The following is a 23,332-nucleotide window of genomic DNA, read 5'->3' as shown; positions in this document are numbered from 1 at the left end:
CGCCTTGTTCGCTACCCGTTTTCTTTTTTCTTAAGAATTTCGAGGCTGTATTTTTCCAGCATGACCACCAGCTCATCCAATTTAATGGGTTTGCTGATGTAGTCATCCATGCCTGCGTCCAAGCATATTTTTCGATCTCCCAGCATGGCGTTGGCGGTCATGGCAATGATGACAGGCTGATGTTGGCTTGTACGCCGCAACAAGCGCGTGGTCTCCAGCCCGTCCATCTCAGGCATTTGAACATCCATGAAGATGAGATCATAGTCTATTTTCTTCATAACGTTCAATACTTCTTTTCCGTTAACAGCAAGACCAGGCTTGTATCCTAGTTTACCCAGTATTCTTTCGGCTAATTTTTGATTTACCACGTTATCTTCTGCAACAAGGATACTCATCGGATGTTCCAGGGCGAAATTTTCAGCGAGCTTTTTCTTATCGACATCTTCTTCCTGTATAGATTTGGTTCCCGTACGGAGTTGGTTGACAATGTGCCGGTGAAGCACCAGCTGTTTAACAGGTTTTGTCAATATAGCAGCAAAGAGATTGCCATGAAGTTTAGCTTGCTCGTCGCCCATGGACGTGAGCAAGAGTATAGGGATCAGGGGATATACCTTTCGAATATACTGAGCAAGCTCTATTCCATCCATTCCATGCATTTGCATGTCGGTCAGTACCAGGTCAAAGTTGATCTGCTTCCCGGATAGAATACCGATAGCTTCTTCACCGGATTGCGCAATAACGGGAATGAGCTTCCATTGGTCCATCTGATTTTTGAGAATGGTTCGGTTAGTCTCATTGTCATCCACGATAAGAACATGCTTTCCTTCAATTCCCTTAACATTGAGATGTACATAGGCTTTTGTGGATTCGGTGCTGGGGGCTGCTTTTATGGTGAACATGAATTTCGTTCCTGCCCCTGCCGTACTTTCCACGTAGATCTCGCCTCCCATCAACCCGATCAGTTTTTCTGATATAACCAGCCCCAAGCCTGTACCACCATACTTACGCGTGGTGGAAGAATCTACCTGAGAAAAGGCTTTGAACAGGCGCTCCAGCTTGTCTGGTGGTATACCAATGCCTGTATCTCTTACGGTAAAGGCAAGGACCAGATTATCCACATCGGATGTTTTTTGTAGCTCAACGCCCAGGAAAATTTCTCCCTTTTCGGTAAACTTAATGGCATTGCTTACGAGGTTTAGCAACACCTGTCTTAATCGTAAGCCATCGCCAATAATTTGTGAAGGCACATTGTACTCAATTTCATAAATCAGGTCCAGCCCCAGGTGAGCCGCTTTAGGCCCAAAGACATCCATGACTTCTTCTATACAGTCACGCAAATTAAAATCCTTTGCTTCCAGTTCCATTTTACCGGATTCGATTTTGGAGAAGTCTAAAATATCATTGATGACGGTTAACAGGGCTTCTCCTGAATTTTGAATGATGTTGTTATATTCGCGTTGTTCCGCGGTAAGTGAAGTCTCCGCTAACAGGGCAGACATTCCTAATACTCCATTCATCGGTGTTCGAATCTCGTGGCTCATGGTTGCCAGGAATGTACTTTTAGCCTGATTAGCCTGCTCAGCTTCCTGACGAGCTTGCTGTGCTTCCTCGGCGGTCAATGCTAATTGTTTCGTGCGCTCGTGTACCTGCCGTTGAAGCTCTGCTTTTTGCTTGTGCACGGTCCCCATGCGTGCCTTAAAAAAGGTTGTCAAGATTACGCCAATGAGCAGGACCGATAGTACTTTGAACCATGTTGTGAGCCAAAAAGGAGGCGTAATAATAATTTTTACCGACAAACCTTCCTTATTCCAGAGGCCGTCGTTGTTGGCTCCTATGACTTTAAGGGTATATTCTCCTCCATTCAAATTCGTATAGGTAACGGAATTCTTATGGCCGATATAATTCCAGTGGTCATCAAAGCCTTCCAGCTTATAAGCATACTGGTTGTCTTCCGGGTTTGTAAAGTTTAACGCCGAGAACTCGAAGGAAATGACCGATTCTCGGTGGGAAAGTTCGATTGTCTTTGTGTAATTGATATGCTGCGGGAGCTCAGGGGCCTCATCGCCGATCTCTACGGATTTATTGAATATTTTAAAATCCGTTAAGACAATAGGCGGGACATATACATTAGGCCTGATTAACGCAGGCGTAATACAATTGGCGCCATTGTTGCCACCGAAAAAAAGCTCTCCGCCATAGTGGAAAAATGAATGCTTGATAAATTCGTTTCCCTGCAGACCATCGGCCACTCCGTAATTTCGATACGCACCTGTTTGAGGATTAAATTTACAGATCCCCTTCAACGAGCTCATCCAGATATTCCCGTCTTCATCACAGAGTGCGCCCTGAATAAACTTGCAGGGTAAGCCATATGTTTTTGAATAGACGGTAAAGATGGATTTTTGTGGGTCAAATATATTCAACCCATCAAGCGTTCCAATTACCAGGTTTCCATTTTTATCTTCCGCGATGGAGTTGATGCAGTTATTACTCAGCGTGTTTTCTTTATTTTCTTCATGAAAGAAGTGGGTAAATTTTTTAGTTGCGTGATTGAAAAGATTCAACCCATTTCTCGTGCCTATCCACAAGTTGCCTCGTTTGTCCTCATAAATTTCCCCGACATCCAAATCAGAAAGACTTCCCGGGTCGTTGTTTTTGGGTCTGTAATTTTTGAATTTTTTAGTCGATCGGTCAAACAGATACAATCCCCCATACCAGGTTCCTATCCAAAAGTTGCCGTGGCTATCTTCACGCATGACAGAAATACTGGGTGAAGTTAATGAGGTGCTATCGGATCCGGAAAGTATGTTTTCGAATTTTCCTGTTGCTTTATCCAGCCTGCTTAATCCTCCCTGATAGGTACTGACCCAAAGATTTTCCCGCGTATCTTCATACAAGGCAAGAATTAAGTTATTCGGCAAGCTGTTGGGGTCTTTGGGATCATGTTTATAGGCCTTGAAAGAGCCATCGTGCTGGAGCAGATTCAAGCCGCCACCATCTGTGCCCAGCCATAATCGTCCTTCTTTGTCTTTTACAATGGCCTTTACTACGTTGTTATTCAGGCTGTGGTCGTTATTTATTTCGTGCGCATAAAGCTTGAAATTATTTCCTGTTCGGAAGAGAACATTGATTCCGGTGTTTCTGCTTCCTATCCATAAATTATCAGCGTTGTCCCGAAAAAAGGTTGTCATGAAATTTTCTGTTAATCCCTCGGGATTGTCCAGATCATATTGATGATGTGCGAAATTTCGTCTGGTTTTATCCAGTACACTGATGCCGTTGGCATTTCCAACCCACAAATTTCCATCCGCATCTTCTCCTAAACAACGGATATTATCACTGGCAACGGAATTCGTGTTGCCCTCCTGATGTGGATATTTTATAAAGTTATTGGTGTCGGCATCAACCCGATAAAGGCCATTGTTTGTAGAGACCCATATTATGCCCGAATGATCTTCAAAGATTTTGAATTCTATCGGTTTGAATTTTTCCGGGTCGGTTCCTTCCTTTCGAAATGGGTGGAACGTAAAAGCCTTTTGTTTAGGATCAAATATGAATACACCCGTTGGGTTTGCTAATGAACCTGTCCAGAGATTTCCTTTGCTATCTTCATACACTGATCGAAGCAACATATCTTGTTTGTTCAACGGTCGGTACGTTGTTGCAGAAAGACCAGTGCTGTCAACCAGACCCAATCCCGTATTGGTACAAATCCAGATATTGCCTTTTTTGTCTTCCAGGATATCGAAGATCGGCTCATTAATATTGAAATGCACAAACGCATTCTTTTGAAAATCAAATTGATCTAATCCTATAGCGGTACCCACCCAAAATCTGCCCTTGCTATCAACACGCGTGACCGCTATTCGATTATCGCGTACGGTCGTCGTGTCCTTTCTGTTGTGGAGATACACTGTAAATTTATAACCATCGTATTTGTTTAATCCATTCTCTGTACCAAACCACATAAAGCCTTTTTTATCTTGCGCCATGCATACTATATGGCTTTGAGAAAGACCATTGTTGGTATTCAAATGGTGGAATTTTACATCGCTTTTTTGTGCGGATACGGTGAAGCTCAACAGAAATGATATAGTGAATAGTGCTCTTGCCATAACATTCAAAACGATTTAAAAGCGCCGTGAAGATCACCCGATGTCACGCATAGTTAGAAGTGTCAAAAATGGTAGCCCGGACCTTCGGTGCTATCGGATGGTGGATGCGGATTCGTCGGTTAAAAAGATAATAAGAAATTCCTGATTCACCATATCTTATCATGCCACCGGACACGGCAGCCGGCAGCAACCTGAGGGTTTACCACTACGGCGACTGCATATTTATGGTTAGCTTCTTTTTTTGAGGAAGTAGTGGGACAAACGGTGACTGAAAGGTTATGCTACTGCCGGCGCATGGTCCTGGCTGCGGACGATGAGTGCGGCGCCTTGCGCGGAACCCAGGGGTTGCTGGGAAACTTCGAGAGAATAGGTGGGTAATAGCTGTTGCAATAATTTGAGGAAGATATCATTGCCGACAAAGCCGCCGTCGAGGTATAATTTACGGATAGGGCTGCTGCCGAGGGCCAGGCGGACGGAGGCTACTTGCAGTCGGGCCAATCCCCACATGACTTGATGATAGGCTTCTTCAAACGTGCTGTAGTGCGCGGGTGACCATCGGTTCTGGGGGAAGAGGTCGTGGACGAGCGTTGGATTGTTTAACGTCTCGGGGTAGAATGTATTTGTTTCGGGAGTATCAAGCCGGACCCATGCAGGGTTTAAGTCTACTTGTTTGTAATACTGTGGTTCTTTACCGAATAATGTATTGAGGCGGTTGAGCTGGTGGTCGAGCTCGTGGCCGAGGAATAGCCGCGACGCTTTGACCGGCGCGCCGAAGATGGTCATATAGTTCAGACAGTCGCGGCTTAGCTCACCGACAGAGAGGGGCTCGTGCGTGAACGGGTTTAGTGTGATGCTCCACGTACCGGTGGAGATTAACGCGAAGGGATCTTGCGTGCGCAGCATGTAGGCGGCCAGCGCAGAGGAGCTGTCGTGAATGCCTACGCCAACCGTGACGGGCTGGCCGTGCAGCGTTACCTGGGACGTGTGGGTGGTGTGGACCGTCGCGGGGAAGAGATGGTCGAGCTGCTCTTCTACCAGCCACCGGTGGTAGCGACGGTGGGTATAGTCCCACAGGCGGGTATGGCAGCCGATGGAGGTTGGCTCACTGGCGAGGACGCCGGTGAAGAGGTAGGAGAGGTATTGCGGAAAATGTAACGTATGCCGAATGCGGGCGAAGACTGCCGGCTTGCTTTTTTTGAGCCAGTAAAGCTGCAGTCCGGCATTGAGCATGCCGAGGGATGGGGATGCGGTTTCGATGTTGTTCTCGGCTTCGGGGTAGCGGTGAAAGAATTCGCGGACGATCTCGTCGGGGATGGTTTTGAGGTAATTGTAGAGAGGCGTGACGGGGTGGCCGTCGGCGTCGAGGTGCACGAGGGTGGCGCCGTAGGTGGAGAAGTTGAGGTACCGGAGGGTATACTTGCCGTCCGTGATGATGCGGGCGACGGTGTCGCGGATCCAGTGTGTGAGGGCGGGCAGGTCGTCGCAGTCGAAGCCGTCGTCGTCGGTGACGGTGGGCAGCTTCTGGTATTCGCGGTGCTGCTGGCGTAGGGCGTCGTCGAAGAGAAAGAACTTTTTGTTGGTCTTTCCGATGTCAAAGATGGCGGTAACGGGTATAGGCATGATGGTATGATCAGAGTCCGGTGGAAATGGTTTTGAGTCCACGCTCTTGTACCAGCTGGCGGCGTACGTTGGCATGGCGGAAGAGGCCGATGGGGTTCAGCGCACCGCCACTCCGTTGTCTTGCCTCGGCGACCAGCGGGCGCACGTCGGTGCGGAAGGCATCCTGTAGGATTTCCTGCGCGCGTGCGGCGTCGTTGTTCTCGCGTGCGGCTTCGAGCTCTTCGCGATTGACCAGGAGGGCCTGGGTGTAGGCGATCTTGATGGCTTCGACGGATTGAAGCAGGTCTTCCAGCGGGTCTTTGACGTTGTGGCTGGCGTCGATCATCCACGCGGGCGTGGGGTTGATCGAGGCGGGGTCTTCCATGCCATAGACCAGCTCGTTGAAGATGAGGAAGAGCTGGTACGGGCGGATGCTGCCGACTGTGAGGTCGTCGTCGCCGTATTTGGAGTCGTTGAAGTGGAAGCCGCCGAGCTTGCCTTCCATCATGAGGGTGGCGACGATCTGCTCGATGTTGGTATTGGGCAGGTGGTGGCCCAGATCGACCAGGCTATACGCTTTCTTGCCCAGCTTGGAGGCCAGCAGGTGCGAGGTACCCCAGTCTTGTATGACGGTGGAGTAGAAGTTCGGTTCGTAGGGCTTATACTCGATCAGGATCTTCCAGTCGACGGGCAGGGCGGTATAAATTTCCTGCAAGGATTCCAGCGTACGCTGGAAGGCTTTGCGGAAGTTTTGCTGGCCGGGGAAACACGAGCCGTCGGACAGCCATACCGTGAGGGCTTTGGAGCCCAGACCTTCGCCATGGCGGATGACGTCGATGTTGTGCCGGACGGCCAGCTGGCGATGGGCTTTGTCACTATGCGACAGCGAGCCGAATTTATAGGACAGCGATTGGTTCGGCTGGTCCTGGAAGGTATTGGAGTTGACGGCGTCAAACACCAGGTCGTGTGCTTGTGCGAGGGCGCGGATAGCGGCGGCATCTTCGGGTATATCCCAGGGGATGTGCAGGGAGATGGCGCCACTGGAGCGGTTGATGGCATGCAGCAGGCCGACGTCGGCAATCTTTTCTTCCAGCGTGCGGGGCTCGCCGCCACCAGAGAACCGGGCGAAGCGGGTGCCGCCGGTACCGAGCGCCCATGACGGGATGGCGATCTGCAGTGCCGCGATCTTGTCGAGGAGTTGTGGGACGTCGAGGCCTTGCCCGGTCAGACGGGCGGCCGTATAATCGAAGGCTGCGCGGTGATCGGCTATCGCCTGCTGGTTGTGTGCCTGAAGGTGTTGTGCGTCGAGTTTCATAGGCTATCGAACAAAGGCAGGTGCTACGCCGCCGTCTACGTTGATAATATTTCCAGTGCTTTTGCTGAGGTGGCCGCCGACGAGGACAAACACGCCGTTGGCGATGTCGCCGGTGGTGATGATCTCGTTGAGGATGGTGCGCCTGGCGTAGAATGCGGGTAGCTCGTCTACGGTAATGCCATACGCTTTGGCGCGGCCGGCGGCCCATTCGCCTTCCCAGATCTTGCTGCCTTCGATTACGGCGTCGGGGTTTACGATGTTGACGCGGATCTTGTCTTTGCCGAGCTCAGCGGCCAGCAGGCGGCTCATGTGTACCTGCGCGGCTTTGGCGGTGCCATAGCCGACGTTGTTCGGGCCGGATACCAGCGCGTTCTTGCTGGCGATGTTGACGATGTCGCCACCGAGTGCCTGGGCGCGCAGAATCTCCACGCCACGCTGCGATACGGAGAATTGCCCTTTTACGATCACATCTTGCAGGAGGTCCCAGTCTTGTTCGGTGGTTTGCTCCAGCGGCTTGGAGATGGCCAGCCCGGCACAGTTGACGAGTATATCGATACCCCCAAACGCCAGGCATGCCTGGCGCAGGGCTTGTTGGATGGAGCTTCCACTCGTGACATCGGCGGATGCGCCCGCGGCGACATCTTTGGAGAAGCTGTTTACGGCGAGCGCCAGGTTTCCTTCGTGTATATCGGTCAGGAAGACGCAGGCGCCTTCTGCGGCGAGCTTGCGTGCGATAGCCAGTCCGATGCCACCGGCGCCGCCGGTCACCAGCGCGATCTTCCGCGACAGCGGTTTCTCTTTGGGCATGCGCTGCAGCTTGGCTTCTTCCAGCAACCAGTATTCGATGTCGAAGGCTTCTTGCAACGGCAGGGATACATATTCCGAGATGGCCTCGGCGCCTTTCATGACGTTGATGGCGTTGATATAAAACTCGCTGGCGACACGCGTCGTCTGTTTGTCTTTGGAAAAGGAGAACATGCCTACGCCGGGCCACAGGATGATGACCGGGTTCGGATCGCGTATGGCGGGACTGTTGGGGTGTTTATGTTTTTCGTAGTACTGCGTATAGTACTGCCGGTATTCTTCGAAATCTTTTGTAAGCGATTCGCGCAGGGCCGTTGTGTTGGAGAGATCGGCATGGGGCGGCAGGTTGAGGACCAGCGGACGAATCTTGGTTCGTAAAAAATGGTCTGGGCAGCTGGTGCCCAGCGGGGCAAGCTTCTCGAGGTCGTGACTGTTGATGAATTCCAGTACTTTGTCGTCGTCGGTGAAGTGGCCGACCATGCGGGCGTGGCTGGAGGCCAGTCCGCGTAGTACTGGGGCGAGTATGGCGGCCTGTTGCCGGCGTTCTTCCGCGGGAAGCGCCGTGAGCTTTGCGCCGCCGAAGACTGCGCGTTTTTTGCCGTAGTTTTTATATAAAAACGCTGAGGCTTTTTCGATTACCTCTAAGCTATTGCGATAGCAGGCGTACGCGGTATCGCCCCAGGTGAAGAGGCCGTGGCCGCCGAGCATGATGCCGCGGATGCCCGGGTTTTCTTCGAGCGCTTTCGCCAGCTGCAGGCCGAGGTCGAAGCCGGGGCGCTGCCAGGGCACCCAGGCGATCCGGCCGTCGAATAACGTGCGCGTGATTTCCTGGCCATTCTTCGAGGCCGCGATGGCAATGGCGGCGTCGGGGTGTAAGTGGTCGATGTGGTTGAACGGCAGGAAGGCGTGCAGGGGCGTGTCGATGGACGGCGCCTTGGAGTTGAGGTCGTAGATGCAATGGTTGAACAGCCCGACCATCTCGTCTTCGTGCGCGAGACCACGGTATATATTCTTCAGCGCGTGGAGCCGGTCGACGTAGAGGGCGGCCAGGCCGCTTTTGGTCAGGGTGCCGATGTCACCACCGGATCCTTTTACCCACATGACGGGTGTCTCGCGGCCGGTGAGCGGATCTTTTTCAATCGTCTTGCAGCTGGTGTTGCCACCGCCATAGTTAGTAATGCGCAGGTCGGCGCCCAGCAGGTTGGAACGGTATATCAATAACGCTACTTCGTCACCTTGCAGCGCGGCTGCCTTTTCCTTGTCCCAGGAGTAGGTTACGTATTGAAAGGGTTTCTCAAGAATTTCCATCATGTATCAAATCTTTGTATTGCTCGTGCGGTAAAACTACCGACCGTTGTGACGGGGGGCATCCTGTGCTTACCGGCCTCCCGCCGGGTTATTTAATGGCGTTGCCCAGGCCCACCACCAGGACCGACAGGACGATCGTGAAAATGCCGGCAACGATGGTTGTCTTCGTGCGTTTACTGACGCCGTGCCACTCGCGCAGCCAGATGCCCCACAGGTTGGCGATCAGGATGATAAACGCCATGTGGAGAATCCACGAGCTGGCGCCGTTACCCAGCTTGCTTTCTCCCATGCCGTAAAAGAAGAACTGCAGGAACCAGGTGGTTCCGGCCAATGCAGAAAAGAGGTAGTTGCGCAGCAAGGGCGTGTCGCTGTTGGTATAGTCACCGAACGAGCGATGGCGGAAATTGAGCAGCATGCACCAGAACAGGTTTGTCGCCAGGCCGCCCCAGAGTAATACGACATACGTCACATTGTTTTGGTAGAGCGGGTTGTAGCCCAGCGCGACGGCTTCGTCGGCCATGGGCTTGCCGGCTTCGATGCCGAAGTTAAAGCACGAGCTGAGGATGCCGGAGGTAATGGCGACCAGTAGGCCACGCGTGAGGTTAAACTCGGATACGCTTTGCTGTTTCGCTTCGGCAGACATTTCTTTTTCTTTGAGCACGCCGGCACGTCCGCAGATATAGATGCCGAGCAGGCAGATCGCGACGCCGGCCAGGATGACGCGGCCCCAGGGGTTGGTGATCATTTCCGTGAAGCTTGTTTTGCCGGGCGTAGGGACAAAGGTATAGTATATAGAAGGCAGCAAGGCGCCGAAGGCGGAGCAAAAGCCGAGGACGACAGAGTTGCCGAGGGACATGCCGAGGTAGCGTACGCCCAGGCCGTAGGTGAGTCCGCCGATGCCCCAGAGTACGCCGAATAAAATAGTATAGCGGAGCGTGGAGGCGGAGGTATGGGAGATGATCTCGGCGAAGCCGGGCAGGGTGAGCCACGCCGCAATGGGGGGGATGATCAGCCAGGAGAAGAAGCCGCCGACGATCCAGTAGCTTTCCCAGGACCAGCGTTGTACTTTTTTATAGGGAATATAAAAACTGCCGGAGGCGAAGCCGCCGATGAAGTGGAAGATGATGCCAAGGACTGCCTGCATAACGTAGGGGTTGTTGGGCTAAGGTAGTGTTTGAGCGTGGGCACAACTGTCATGTACTATCATGGAATCAGCGTGAGTGTGAGTGTGAGAGCGGAGTGAAAGAGTTGGCGGTCGCTCACACTCGCGCTGATTTTTTATACGGATCCGCGGTCGATGAAGCGGAATACGTTTTTTACGGTTTCGCGTTTCTTCTTTAAAATCATGTAGGCTGCGGTTTCTCCCATGACCTGAAAGTCAGTGGAGATTACCGTTATACCGAGCAGGTCTTTTAACGGAGTATCATTATACGAGATCACTCCTATATCCTTCCCCAATACAAACTTTTTATCACGCACCTGCTTGATCAGCCGCACCAAATCATTTTCTTCTATGGTAATATACGCATCCTTAGGCTGCAGCTCCATATCGTTATAAAGTTCTTCCAGTATTTCGAAGTCGAAGCCGGCGTCGGAACAGAACTTTTGGAAGCCCTGGAGGATTTCGAGAGGGTAAGGGTAGACGGTTTTGCGCGGGTATACCAGGATGAGCTTGTCGTATTGCTTCAGGCGTGACTGGCCTTCGCGCAGGGCATCGTAGATGTCGGTTTTGAAGTCCTGGTAGACGGAGGCAACGTCGCGTTTGAGCTCGGGGAGATAGTTGTCGAGTAATAACAACCGGTCTTCGGGGATTTTGCGCAGGGCTTCGAGTACGTCGGCGGTGGTGCTTTCGTGGGCGAGGTGCTCGTCTTTGAAGTGGGGCATGACGACGAAGTAGTCGTAGCGGCCGGTGCCTTCGCGCAGGGCTGTGAGAAAAATGTTGGGATCTGCGTGGAAGATGGTGAGGTCTACGTGGGCGTTTGTGCCCAGGCTGCTGACGAAGGAATTGTAAATCTGTAATTTATAGGAGCTGAGCTTGTTGAGCAGGCAGAGGATGTTGATGCGTGAGGGAAGCACCGTGCGGGCGACGTAGTAGCCTTTGCCCTTTGCGGAGACGATGATTTGTTTTTCCTTGAGGTAATTATAGGCTTTCTCGACGGTATCGCGCGAGAGGTAATATTCTTCGCTGATCTCGTTGATGGACGGTATGCGCTGGCCCACGGTCAAAATACCTTTTTCGATATCGCCGACGATCGAGTTGACGATCTGGTGATATTTGGGAATGCGCGACTCGCTGTCGATCCGTATCGGGTGGATGTACTCCATAGTCTGACCTCTCATCCTGCAATCTTAAAAATTTTCGCTAAACTATCATCAAGATCAACCGATTTCTGACGGATTTCAAACGGTTTAGGCCCGATCGCGAAATTGACGTTGGGCCTTAATTTCGGTCTTTATATGACCACTAACCCCGTTATCAGGCACACCAGGAGTATTTTTAGTTGGCGGAATTTTGTGAAAACAGCCGGTACGGCGATCGCCCGTTGACCGGAAACGGCGAATTACGATTGTCGGCATCGGTGGCCGTACGCTGGGCTGTGGTGATCGAAGGATGTGTGGGATACCTACCGAATTGTGATTGGTCATCCAACGTGTCAAACAAGGCCGTACGATGCCAGTATATTTCCAGTTTAATTTTCCCCCTTCCTTACCAAGATCCTCGCTTGATCCATGGATGTCCCACCCCTTTAAAGGATAAGGTCATCCGTAGGACATCCGTGGGACATCTGTAGGACATCCGTGGGACATCTATGAGGGACACTCGAAGTACCCTCGGGAACTTCTACGGCGTTTATGATCGGGGAAATGTCTTCTTTTGTTGTGAAGAACATGGAACGTTTTCTGTGCATAGATTCAGTTAACTAGTTTGACTGTTATCGGACGACTCTGATTTTTTTTGGCTTATACCATACCATGTCGCATGCTTCGGGTTGTAGCTCAGAGCAGACGAGACGCCAGCCGGCTTTTAGTTTTTCTTCGGCATTTCTTCCGACGTAGAAGGGCGCCATGTAGCGGGTGTTCTTGCGGAGCATTGAGGCAAATCGTTTGAGGATCTTGCATTCTATGCCGCCCTGGTCTGAAATGGAGATTTTACCGGCGAGTAATAAGCCGTCACGGACGATTCCGCCGAACTGGAAGTATACTACGTTCTTTTTGTTTTTCTCCATGTCTACGGCATACCGAATTCCTCCTTTTTGTTGGGGCACGTCACGGACGATGAGCTTCTGCTTTTGCGGCAGCATGAGGTAACGGTTGTCTCTGGACCAGTCTTCGGCGATGGGAGCTCCGAAGTGGGGGAGCTTTTTCGCTGCAGGAAAGACACGTCTGTGCTGGCGGCTGAACATGCCGGCCTGGTGGTAGCAGACGTCAAACTCTTCTTCTATGACGGTGATGATGGGGGTAACGTCTTCTTTTGTGAGGAAAAACATTCGGCTCTTCCAGTCGAGGTACATATGGTTAACTTTTTTAGCTATAGTATAGTCGTATTTAACTGGATTGTGCGGTGAAGGGTTACGGATTTATCGCCCGTGCCTGCTGCGTAGCTAGCGACAGCATTATAATTTTTTCGTTTTAAGTATCTTTTTCGGACGACTTCTTCGCGGGTAACTTCTGCGCTTTCATAAAGTCTTTGATCCGTTTTTTGTTGCCCGCTATCCAAAGCACGTCGCCTTCTTCCAATACCGCCGTTGATTCTGGATTAAGCATGCGGTTGCCGTTGCGTTCGATGCCGACGATGAGGGCTTTGGCTTGCTCGCGGATGCCGGTGCTGCGGATGGATTGGCCGATCAGGCAGGTATCCTTCTGTAGGGTGATGTTTAGCAGCATGATCTCGTTCCTGGCGGCTTCTTCTTCGTTGCGGCCGTTGATGGACTCTTCGAAGAGGCCTTTGACTTTTGTGAGCTGCTCGTCGGTGCCGATCACGGAGACGCGGTCGCCGGGGTATAGGCGCTCGTAGCGGTCGGGGGTGAGGATGGTGATGTTGCCGCGTTCGATCAGGCCGATGTTTATGCCGTACAGCTCGCGCAGGGAGAGCTCTTGCAGGGTGTTGCCGATGAGGGGCGATTCGGCGGGGACTTCGAATTCTGCCAGGTGAGCGTCCCAGGGGGCGATCTCCGGGCGGCGCTTTTGTGTCTCGCGCTCGTTGAGGTTGCCCAGGAACCGTTTTTCCACACGGTCGTAGAATTGCTGCAGCTTGCGCGAGAATAGGACGACCACCAGGCTGGTGACGGCCACGGCTACTATAAGGACCACGGGTGTGGAAAAGTAGCGATCAAGTAAGACGCCGACCAGGGCGACGGCGACAGCAATGCGCGTGACCTCCAGCATGATGAGCGGGCCGCGGTTTAGCTTGCGGTTGAGCCAGAGGTGCGCATAGGCCTCGCGTTCGATGCGGCGCACGGCAATGGTCCAGATGGGCGGGATCATGGCGATGAGTGTGATGGCCACGGTGATGATCTTGTCTTGCGGGCTGCCGGTGATGCGTGTGTGCATGAATGGGTAGAGGTACCGCTGCGACAGCACGATGATGCCGATGGCCAGCACGGTGTGGATGACGATGTTTAAGGCGTAGGCGCGCAGCAGGAGCTTCCAATCGCTGCTGGCGGACAGCTGCTGTGTGCTGGAGCTATAGCGGTTGATGCCGTTTACCCAGCGGGTGGGCAACATCCGTTCCAATAAAATATAAACGCTTTCGGATTTTTTGATGAAGTAGGGTGTGGTGAACGTGGTGACGGCCGAGGCGGCCACGGCGATGGGGTAGAGGAAGTTGCTGGTTACTTTCAGGCTGATGCCGAGCGAGGCGATGATAAAAGAGAATTCGCCGATTTGTGCGAGACTCATGCCGGCCTGTACCGAGTGTTTGAGTGACTGGCCGGAGATGATCGCGCCGATGGTGGTGCTGATGAGCTTGCCGAAGATGGTGATGAGCGTTACCACCAACACCGGTACGGCGTAGTCGATGAGCACTTGCGGATTGATCATCATGCCTACCGAGACGAAGAATACGGCGGCGAAGAGATCTTTTACCGGCTTGACCAGGTGCTCGATGCGTTCGGCCTGGGTGGTCTCGGCGAGGATCGAGCCCATGATGAAGGCGCCGAGGGCGGCGGAGAAGCCGACGGTGACGGCGAGGATGACCATGAGCAGGCACATGCCGATGGAGACGATGAGCATGTTTTCATCGCTCATGAGGTTGCGCGTGCGCTTGAGGAAGGTCGGTATAAAGAAGATGCCGGCCAGGAACCACAGGATCAGGAAGAAGATGAGCTTGAGCAACTGCATGCCGAGCTCCGCGCCCGCGAACTGCTGGCTGACGGCGATGGTCGATAACAATACTAACAGGAGGATGGCGACGAGGTCTTCGACGATGAGGATGCCAAAGACCAGCGTAGCGTACTTCTTGGATTTGACACCGAGCTCGTCAAATGCGCGCAGGATGATCGTGGTAGACGACATCGACAGCAATGCGCCGAGGAAGATGCTGTCCATGGTGGTCCAACCCAGGAGCTTGCCGGTGATAAAGCCGACGAAGATCATAATGGCGATCTCGGTGATGGCGGTGATGGAGGCGGATCCGCCCACGGCGACAAGCTTCTTAAAGCTGAACTCGAGACCGAGGCTGAAGAGCAGGAAGATGACGCCGATCTCGGACCATACCTGGATGCCTTCCGCGTCTGCCACGGTGGGCAGGAGGGAGACGTACGGCCCCACGAGCAGGCCAGCCAGGATGTACCCCAGCACCGTTGGCTGACGGATCTTCTTGAAGAGCAGGGTGGTGATGCCTGCTACTGCCAGGATGAGCCCGAGGTCGGTGATGAGTTGCGGAAGGTGCGTCATGCGGGCAAAATATCGTTTTTTTATTGTTTGGCCAATGAGAAAAGGCGTCCGTCACCAAAAGACTGCCGCTCATCACTTTTGTGGCGCCGCCGGGCAGGTTGGTGTAACCCTGCGTCGCAAACTTCCGTTTGTTATTTGAATTTTATAATTTTGAGGATGCAGCCAAAAAGCGAGACGCTCGAAGATTTTTATAACCGCTACCCCGCCAAACGGCCGGCGGCATACGATCCCACGAAGCCTTCGGAAACCGGGCATTTTAATGTATACCGCCGCGACAGCTGCAACCGCTATGCACCCTATAACCGCCGGGACTATTATAAGATCTCGCTGATCCGCGGGCAGGGCAATTTATACTTTGCAGACAAGACGATCGAGATCGACCGGAATGCATTGGTGTTCTTTAACCCCCAGGTGCCGTATGCATGGGAAGCGATCTCGGAGGTGCAGGCGGGCCATTTTTGTTTGTTTACCGACGGTTTTATCCATACAAAAGGCAACGAGAGCATTCTGGATTCGCCGTTGTTTCAAGTGGGATGCAACCCGGTATTCTTTTTATCACCCAAGCAGGATGAGCACATCGGTGAGCTGTTCGAAAAGATGGTTTGCGAGCGGGATTCGGACTATGTGCACAAATTTGAGCTATTGCGTAACTACGTCAACCTGGTCATTCACGAGGCCCTGAAGATGCACCCGGCGGAGACGCATCACCCCACCAGCGCGTCGGGGCGCATCGCGTCGCTCTTTATAGAGCTGCTGGAGCGTCAGTTTCCGGTCGCCTCGGAGCATTCGCTGAAGCTGCGCACGGCAAACGATTACGCCGAGCGATTGTCTATACACCCCAATCACCTGAACCGCGCGGTGAAAGAAATTACCGGCAAGACTACGACTGATCACATCTCCGAACGCATCGTCCGGGAGGCCCGGGCGTTGTTGATGCATACCGACTGGAGCGTGTCGCAGATCGGCTACTCGCTCGGGTTTGAATACCCGGCGTATTTCAATAACTTTTTCAAGAAGCAAACCCAAGCGACCCCTCGTTCGCTGCGAAAATAATTGTTCGAATTTTATAATTTTTGGTTTGAAATCCATAATCCGTTGCGAAGCTTGACATCCTAGCTTTGCGACATGATCTACAGAACCCTACGCAACACTTCTGAAAAACTCTCTGCCGTCGGATTAGGCTGTATGGGCATGAGCCATGCCTATGGGCCGCTCGACAATGCGGAGTCAATCGCCACGTTACACCGGGCACTCGACCTGGGCATCAACTTCTGGGACACGGCCGACATGTATGGTCAGGGTCGCAACGAAGAACTGGTGTCGCAGGTATTAGTGCCGAACCGTAATAAGATCTTTCTGGCAACCAAGTTTGGCTTTCGCTACCGCGCGGACGGCACGACGTATTTTGACGGCTCGCCGGCCTATATGAAGACCGCGGTCGAGGCCAGCCTGAAGCGCCTGCGCATCGATACGATCGACCTCTATTACGCTCACCGCGTAGACCCTGCGGTACCGGTAGAGGAGATGGTGGGCGCCATGGCGGAGCTGGTGAAGGAAGGCAAGGTGCGTTACCTTGGATTGTCGGAGGCTTCGGCGGCGTCTATCCGGAAGGCGCATGCGGTACATCCGATCACGGCGTTGCAAAATGAGTACTCGTTAATAACACGTGATGTGGAGGCGGAGATCCTGCCACTGTGCCGTGAATTGGGCATAACCTTGATACCATTTAGTCCACTAGCCCGCGGGTTGGTGACGGCGACATTGGATACGGCCGGGTTGGCATCGGATGATTTCCGGCGCACGTTGCCACGGTTTCAGGACGCGCACCTGGATAACAATTTGAAGTTGACGCAGGCGTTGGCGGCGTTTGCTGCGGAGAAGGGAATTACGCCGGCACAACTGGCGTTGGCTTGGGTGCTGGCGCAAGGAGAGGATGTGATTCCGATTCCGGGGACGAAGAAGCGAAAGTATCTGGAGGAGAATGCGGGAGCTGCGGATGTTCAGCTGAGTGTTGGGGATTTGGCTTGGGTTGCAGATATTCTGCGGCGCTATCCGGATGTGGGGTCGCGGTATAATGAGGGTATGATGAAGTTGGTGAATAACTGACGTTAGGGGAGGGTGTGGGCTGTGGTCCACGCCAGTCTGAAGACTGGCATTGGGGTACGTCCATTCCGATAGCTATCGGAACGCCCTCCCTTCGGTCGGAAGACTTGAACCAGGTACGCGACGGGCCTTTCAACCGCTTTTGTAATAACGCATACAGAACGATGGAAATAGACGTATACTTAACTATATAAAGGCTCTACGCTATTCCAAAGCCTACCTCTTTAGAAAACGATTGAACGAGTATTCGAGTCGCGACGTTTCCCCCACGTCGTAGCTTTTTTGAACGCAACACACGCTATATATTTCTTATGCAGTTAATGATCCCGGATGGCAGGATTGCCGTTCATCCTTCTTTTCGAATTTATAAGATCGCTGCGCTGGTCTTGCTGGCGCTTGCCAGTACGCTGAGTGCGAAGGCTCAGCAGTCGCAGGCAGCCGGTGAGCATCCGGCGCAATACCTTGCGCTGCCGGAGGCGGTGGAGACCGGTGTTCAACAATATCAAAGCATTCAGGCGAAGCGCAGTTACCTGCATGCGTCGGAGGCGCTTACGCGCAATGCGCGCAATGAGTACCTGCCCAACGTGATCGCGGCAGTACAGCAGGCGTATGGTACCGTGAATGGTCAGTTTGGGCCGCTTGGTGCCGTGGGGGTGTTGGGGGTGGCGTCGGCGGGGCCGTCGTACAGTGATCAGCGTTGGAATGCGGCGTTTGGGGCGCTGTATATTGTCAGCGCCAACTGGGAGGTGTTTACGTTCGGTCGTGTGCGGTCGCGCATCGACCTGGCGAAGGCGCAGGTGCATCGTGATTCGGCGGACCTGGAGCAGGAGGAGTTTGTACAGCGCGTGCGCATTTCCGGGGCCTATCTCAACTTGTTGGTGGCGCAGCAGTTTCTGCGCAACGGCCGGTCTAATCTCGAACGGGCGGAAGCGGTGCAGCGCACCGTGCGGGCGCGGACGAGGACAGGGTTGAATCCGGGGGTGGACTCGTCGCTGGCGAATGCGGAAGTGTCGCGGGCGCGGCTGTCGCTGATCGAGCTACGGACCAACGAACAGCAGGTGCGCAATCAACTGGCGCAGCTTTTAAATGTACCGCCTACGGAGTTTGTCCTCGATAGCACGTTGTTGGGTAAGTCGCCGCAACAATTGGATGCCGGCGTGGCCGTGGCGGATAACCCCCAGGTAAAATTTTATCAGGCGCGGATCGAGCAGGCTACGCAGGCGGCCCGCGTGGCGAGCCGCAGTGTTCTGCCGGGCATTTCGCTTTTTGGCGTGTACCAGGCCCGTGGCTCGGGATTCGACTATAATTATACACCGGAGTTTCCCGATCGTTATTCGTCGCGGTATAGCGATGGGGTAGACCCGTCGCGGTACAACTATGTGGCGGGTATTAGTTTTTCGTGGAATTTGATCAGCCCGATCAAAGTTCGGCAGCAGGCGCGGGCGCAACAGTTTGTGGCAGAAGGATACCGGCATGAATACAACCAGGTGCGCGTGCAGCTGGAGGACCAGTTGATCCTGGCGGACCAGCGGCTGGCCAACGGCCTGCAGAGCTTGCAAGAAGCACCACAGCAATATAACGCTGCTTCGGATGCCTATACGCAGAAGAACGTGCTGTATAAAAACGGACTGACGACGATCGTGGACCTGCAGCAGTCGATGTATGCGCTGAACCGCGCCGAGATCGACCAGAGCGTGGCCTATGTCAATGTGTGGCAGGCGCTGTTGCTGAAAGCAGCCGCTTCGGGCGACTTTACCTTATTTATCAATCAGGCTCACTAGTTTATGAATTTAATACGATCTGCTCTTCGCAAGCCTATTTCGATCCTGGTGCTTGTCGCCGGTATGCTGTTCTTCGGCGTTAACGCCGCGCGTACCATTAAGATTGACATTTTTCCGGCGATGAACCTGCCGGTGATTTATCTCTCTCACCCGTTCGGCGGTTATACTCCCGCGCAGATGGAAGCTTTCTTTGCCAAACCGTACATCAACATCATGCTGTTTGTGAACGGGATCAAAGCCATCGAGACCAAAAACATTCAGGGCCTTACCCTGATGAAGATTACCTTTTACCCGGGCACAGACATGGCGCAGGCGGCCGCGGAGCTGAGTGCCTTTGCGAACCGGGCGCAAGCGATCTTTCCACCGGGGTCCAACCCGCCGTTTATTATACGCTTCGACGCCTCGACGTTGCCGGTAGGGCAACTGGTAGTCAGTAGTCCGAGCCGTTCAAATAATGAGCTGGCCGACATGGCCAACGTCTATGTGCGCTCGGCCTTTACCACGATTCCGGGCCTCGTGGCAGCGCCGCCCTTTGGGGGGAACATCCGTACGATCGTGATCAAGGCGGACCCCGAGCGCATGCGTGCGCACAACCTGACACCCGATCAATTGGTGGAGGCGCTGCGCATCAACAATCAAACGGCGCCGTCGGGTAACGTGCGTATCGGCGACTATAACTATATCACGCCCACGAATACGACGATCAAGAATATTAAGGACTTTGAAAAGATCCCGCTCTTTAAAGGCGACGTGCAGAACCTTTACCTGGGCGATGTGGCCACGGTAGAGGACGGCGCGGACATCACGGTGGGGTATGCGCAGGTGAACGGCAAGCGTTCGGTGTATATCAGTATTGCCAAGTCGGCCGATGCATCGACCTGGGAGGTGGTGCAGAACCTGAAAGCGGCCATTCCCAAGTTCCAGGCGCAGCTGCCGGAAGACGTTACGTTGTCGTATGAGTTCGACCAGTCTACGTATGTGATCAACGCAGTGAAGAGTCTGATCAGCGAAGGTGTGATTGGCGCGATACTCACGGGGTTGATGGTGGTATTGTTCCTGGGCGATCTCCGCGGTGCGTTGATCGTGATCCTGACGATTCCGACGTCGATCATTTCGGGGGTGTTGTTCCTGCAGCTGTTTGGGCAGACGATTAATATCATGACCTTGAGCGGGCTTTCGCTGGCCATCGGGATCCTGGTGGATGAGTCGACGGTGACGATCGAGAATATACACCAGCACATGGATATGGGGAAACCCAAGGCGCTGGCGATTTGGGATGCGTGTAAGGAGATTGCCTTTCCGAAGCTGTTGATCTTGTTCTGTATCCTGGCGGTGTTTGCACCGGCGCTGTCGATGAGCGGCATCCCGGGGTCATTGTTCCTGCCGCTGTCATTGGCGATCGGCTTCTCGATGATTACATCGTACTTGTTGTCACAGACGTTCGTGCCGGTTTTGGCGAACTGGATTATGAAGGATCATGCGTCGAAGCATCAGCAGGTGCTCGATCGACACCAGGCGGCGGAACTGGCGACTCATGGTGGTGGTAAGCTGAGTCGCTTCGAACGCTTTCGCGTAGGCTTCGTGGCGTTTATTGAACGGCTGTTTCCACAGCGACGGCTGGTGGTGCTGTGCTACCTGGTGGTGGTGATCGGCGCGGCGGCGTGGTTGCTGAGCAGCATCGGCCGCGACGTGTTACCGAAAACGAACTCCGGGCAATTCCAGGTGCGCCTGCGGGCCCCCGACGGTACCCGTATCGAGCGGACGGAACAAAAGCTGACGGAATCCATTCATTTGCTGGAGGGGATTGTAGGAAAAGAAAACATCAGCGTCAGCTCTGCGTATATAGGGCAACACCCGTCCCTGTTCTCGATCAGCCCGATCTATACCTTTACGGGCGGTCCGCAGGAAGCGGTGTTGCAAGTGAGCTTGAACAAGGAGCATCACTTCGACATGGACGACTTAAAAGAACGATTCCGGAACCAGATTCACGAACACCTGCCCGACGTGGCGGTGTCCTTCGAGCCAATCGAGCTTACTGATAAGATCCTGAGCCAGGGTTCGCCGACGCCCATTGAAGTGCGCGTGGCCAGCCGGAATAAAAAGCAGAACGAAGCCTATGCGCGCAAGGTGATCGCCAGGCTGAAAGAAATACCTTACTTGCGCGATGTGCAGCTGGGGCAGTCGGTGAAGTACCCAGCGCTGAACATCACCGTCGATCGCGTTCGTGCGGCACAGCTGGGAGTGGATATGAGTGATGTATCGCGATCGCTGATTGCTTCGACGTCGTCGTCGCGGTATACCGAAAAGAACGTATGGCTGGATGAGAAGGCGGGCTTGAGCTATAGTGTACAAATTCAAGTACCTGAAAATAAGATGACGCATGTTTCTGACATAGGTCAGATCCCGCTGTTGCGCAATACAACGCGCCCGATCCTGAGTGATGTGGCCACTATTGAACCCGATACAGTGTATGGAGAGGCCGATAACCTGGGGGCCATGCCGGTGCTGTCGGTGACGGCGAACCTGACGGGTAAAGACCTGGGCGCGGCGACGGTGGATGTTGACAAGGCGCTGGCGTCGCTGGGCGAGCTGCCGCGCGGGTTGACGGTGGAAACCATCGGCTTAAGTAAAGTGTTGACAGAAACACTGGACAGCCTGCAGTCGGGCTTGCTGGTGGCGATTATCGTCATTTTCCTGATGCTGGCGGCGAACTTCCAGTCGTTCAAAGTTTCGCTGGTGGTGCTGGTGACGGTGCCGGCGGTAATTTTGGGTGCGCTGTTGCTGCTGCTGATCACGGGCTCGACACTGAACCTGCAATCGTACATGGGAATCATCATGTCGGTGGGGGTGTCGATCGCGAACGCGGTGCTGCTGGTAACGAATGCCGAGCAGCTGCGGTTACAGACGGGCAATGCCCTGGAGGCTGCGAAAGAGGCTGTCGCGCTGCGCGTGCGCCCGATCCTGATGACGTCGATTGCAATGATCGCGGGGATGATTCCCATGGCGATCGGCCACGGCGAAGGCGGCGACCAGGTGGCGCCACTGGCGCGGGCGGTGATTGGCGGACTGTTTGCCTCGACGTTTGCCGCGCTGATCGTACTGCCGATGGCCTTTGCCTGGATGCAGGGAAAAACTACTACCGACTCCGTGTCGCTCGACCCGGAAGACAAAGACAGCAAATTTTATATACCGAATACATCGACTTCGCTATGATCGCACATCCTATGAATGCTTATCTGAATACCCTGAAAGTTACCGGCGCGTTGGTACTGGCCGCCACGCTGGTGCGTTGCAGCACGTCCGCGGGCGAGGCCGGTTCAACTAAACCCCAGGCGGCGCCGGCCGTGGAGACGGTGTCCTTGAAGAAGGGGTTGTTGTCGTCGGTACTGAATGTGCCGGGCGAGCTGATCTCGTACCAGCAGGTGGACCTGTATGCACGTGAGACGAGCTTTGTGAAAACGATATTGGTGGATGTCGGCTCGGAAGTAAAAGAAGGACAGGTGCTGGCGTCGCTGGAGGCGCCGGAGATCTCTTCACGCCTGGCAGGGGCGGAGTCGCGCGGCAAGTCGCAGGAGGCGGTATACCTGGCGAGCAAAGCTAACTACGACCGCTTGCTGGAGACGAGCAAAACGCCGGGTACTATTTCGCCCAACGATCTCGACCAGGCGCGTGCCCGCATGAACTCCGATCTGGCGCAGCTGGAGGCGGCCCGCGCCACACAACGTGAGGTGGGAAACACACGTGATTACCTGACGATCCGCGCGCCGTTCAGGGGTGTTATCACTGCGCGTAATGTAAACCCGGGCGCCTACGTGGGACCGTCGGGACGTGGCTCGGAGAAACCGATGTTTACGTTGCAAGAGCAAAAGCAGCTGCGGTTGGTAGTGTCGGTGCCGGAAGCGTATACTGCCTATCTGTCGCCTAATGATACCGTTGATTTCTTTGTGAAGTCACAACCCGACAAGGCATTTCATGCACGTGTGGCACGTCTGGCGGGTGCGTTGGATGCACGGTTGCGGGCGGAGCGCATCGAGATGGATGTGATGAATGATAACAAGCGACTACTGCCGGGTATGATCGCCGACGTGGTGGTGCCGCTGCCGGCGAAGGACAGCACGTTCGTCGTACCGAAGCGTGCCGTGGTCAATGCGCCGGAGAAGGTCTTTGTCATTAAGGTGGTGGGCGGTAAGGCGCAGTGGACGCCGGTGCGCACAGGCCGCACGGTAGACGGTAAGACCGAGGTTTATGGTGACTTGCACGTGGGCGATGAGATTGTGCTGGCGGCGAGCGAAGAGGTGCGCGACGGTTCGGATGTTCCACAGACGAAGAAAACAGAGTGACCCGATAGCCATCGGGTGTGAGCGTGAGAGCGGAGTGAAAGAGTTCGCTCTCGCTCACGTTTTTTTAGATAG

General features: G+C 53.9%; 13 protein-coding genes. 5 read left to right on the top strand and 8 right to left on the bottom strand.

All coding sequences use genetic code 11. From position 1 onward, the window contains the following. Nucleotides 1-11: 11 nt before the first annotated feature. From K7P01_RS30330 to K7P01_RS30295, 8 genes are all read right to left on the bottom strand, one after another. Nucleotides 12-4,115 (bottom strand): hybrid sensor histidine kinase/response regulator, encoded by a 4,104-nt coding sequence (locus K7P01_RS30330; RefSeq protein WP_267298358.1) that lies wholly within the window; start codon nt 4,113-4,115, stop codon nt 12-14. A 276-nt stretch (nt 4,116-4,391) separates the two neighbouring features. Next, nucleotides 4,392-5,735 (bottom strand): FGGY family carbohydrate kinase, encoded by a 1,344-nt coding sequence (locus K7P01_RS30325; RefSeq protein WP_267298357.1) that lies wholly within the window; start codon nt 5,733-5,735, stop codon nt 4,392-4,394. Between the two features lie 10 nt (nt 5,736-5,745). Further along, nucleotides 5,746-7,029, bottom strand: a complete 1,284-nt coding sequence (locus K7P01_RS30320; RefSeq protein WP_267298356.1) for a TIM barrel protein — start codon at nt 7,027-7,029, stop codon at nt 5,746-5,748. Between the two features lie 3 nt (nt 7,030-7,032). Beyond that, nucleotides 7,033-9,141 (bottom strand): bifunctional aldolase/short-chain dehydrogenase, encoded by a 2,109-nt coding sequence (locus K7P01_RS30315; RefSeq protein ID WP_267298444.1) that lies wholly within the window; start codon nt 9,139-9,141, stop codon nt 7,033-7,035. An 88-nt stretch (nt 9,142-9,229) separates the two neighbouring features. Then, entirely contained in the window at nt 9,230-10,285 is a 1,056-nt protein-coding gene (gene rhaT, locus K7P01_RS30310) for an L-rhamnose/proton symporter RhaT (protein WP_267298355.1), read from the bottom strand. 134 nt (nt 10,286-10,419) lie between these two features. Beyond that, entirely contained in the window at nt 10,420-11,466 is a 1,047-nt protein-coding gene (locus tag K7P01_RS30305) for a GntR family transcriptional regulator (protein ID WP_267298354.1), read from the bottom strand. Nucleotides 11,467-12,074: 608 nt separating this feature from the next. After that, the gene (locus tag K7P01_RS30300) at nt 12,075-12,653 is read right to left on the bottom strand and encodes a hypothetical protein (RefSeq protein WP_267298353.1); all 579 of its coding nucleotides are present in this window, start codon (nt 12,651-12,653) and stop codon (nt 12,075-12,077) included. 118 nt (nt 12,654-12,771) lie between these two features. Then, nucleotides 12,772-15,036: a cation:proton antiporter domain-containing protein gene (locus tag K7P01_RS30295; protein WP_267298352.1), complete on the bottom strand. Its 2,265-nt coding sequence runs from the start codon at nt 15,034-15,036 to the stop codon at nt 12,772-12,774. A 156-nt stretch (nt 15,037-15,192) separates the two neighbouring features. Between K7P01_RS30295 and K7P01_RS30290 the strand changes: the two genes are divergently transcribed. From K7P01_RS30290 to K7P01_RS30270, 5 genes are all read left to right on the top strand, one after another. Beyond that, nucleotides 15,193-16,089, top strand: coding sequence for a helix-turn-helix domain-containing protein (locus K7P01_RS30290; protein WP_267298351.1), 897 nt, complete (start codon nt 15,193-15,195; stop codon nt 16,087-16,089). 72 nt (nt 16,090-16,161) lie between these two features. Further along, a complete protein-coding gene (locus tag K7P01_RS30285) occupies nt 16,162-17,142 on the top strand; it encodes an aldo/keto reductase (RefSeq protein ID WP_267298350.1) in 981 nt (326 codons plus the stop codon). Between the two features lie 308 nt (nt 17,143-17,450). Beyond that, nucleotides 17,451-18,920 (top strand): TolC family protein, encoded by a 1,470-nt coding sequence (locus tag K7P01_RS30280; protein ID WP_267298349.1) that lies wholly within the window; start codon nt 17,451-17,453, stop codon nt 18,918-18,920. Nucleotides 18,921-18,923: 3 nt separating this feature from the next. Then, nucleotides 18,924-22,133, top strand: a complete 3,210-nt coding sequence (locus tag K7P01_RS30275) for an efflux RND transporter permease subunit (protein WP_267298348.1) — start codon at nt 18,924-18,926, stop codon at nt 22,131-22,133. Further along, complete coding sequence (locus K7P01_RS30270) at nt 22,130-23,260, top strand: efflux RND transporter periplasmic adaptor subunit (RefSeq protein WP_267298347.1); 1,131 nt, start codon at nt 22,130-22,132, stop codon at nt 23,258-23,260. Before K7P01_RS30275 ends, K7P01_RS30270 begins: the two co-directional genes overlap by 4 nt. Nucleotides 23,261-23,332 lie beyond the last annotated feature (72 nt).

It is taken from the genome of Parachryseolinea silvisoli (genome assembly GCF_021190955.1).
Taxonomy (GTDB): Bacteria; Bacteroidota; Bacteroidia; order Cytophagales; family Cyclobacteriaceae; genus Ohtaekwangia; species Ohtaekwangia silvisoli.
Note: the sequence above shows the minus strand (reverse complement) of the source record. Positions and strands in the feature narration are given on the sequence as shown.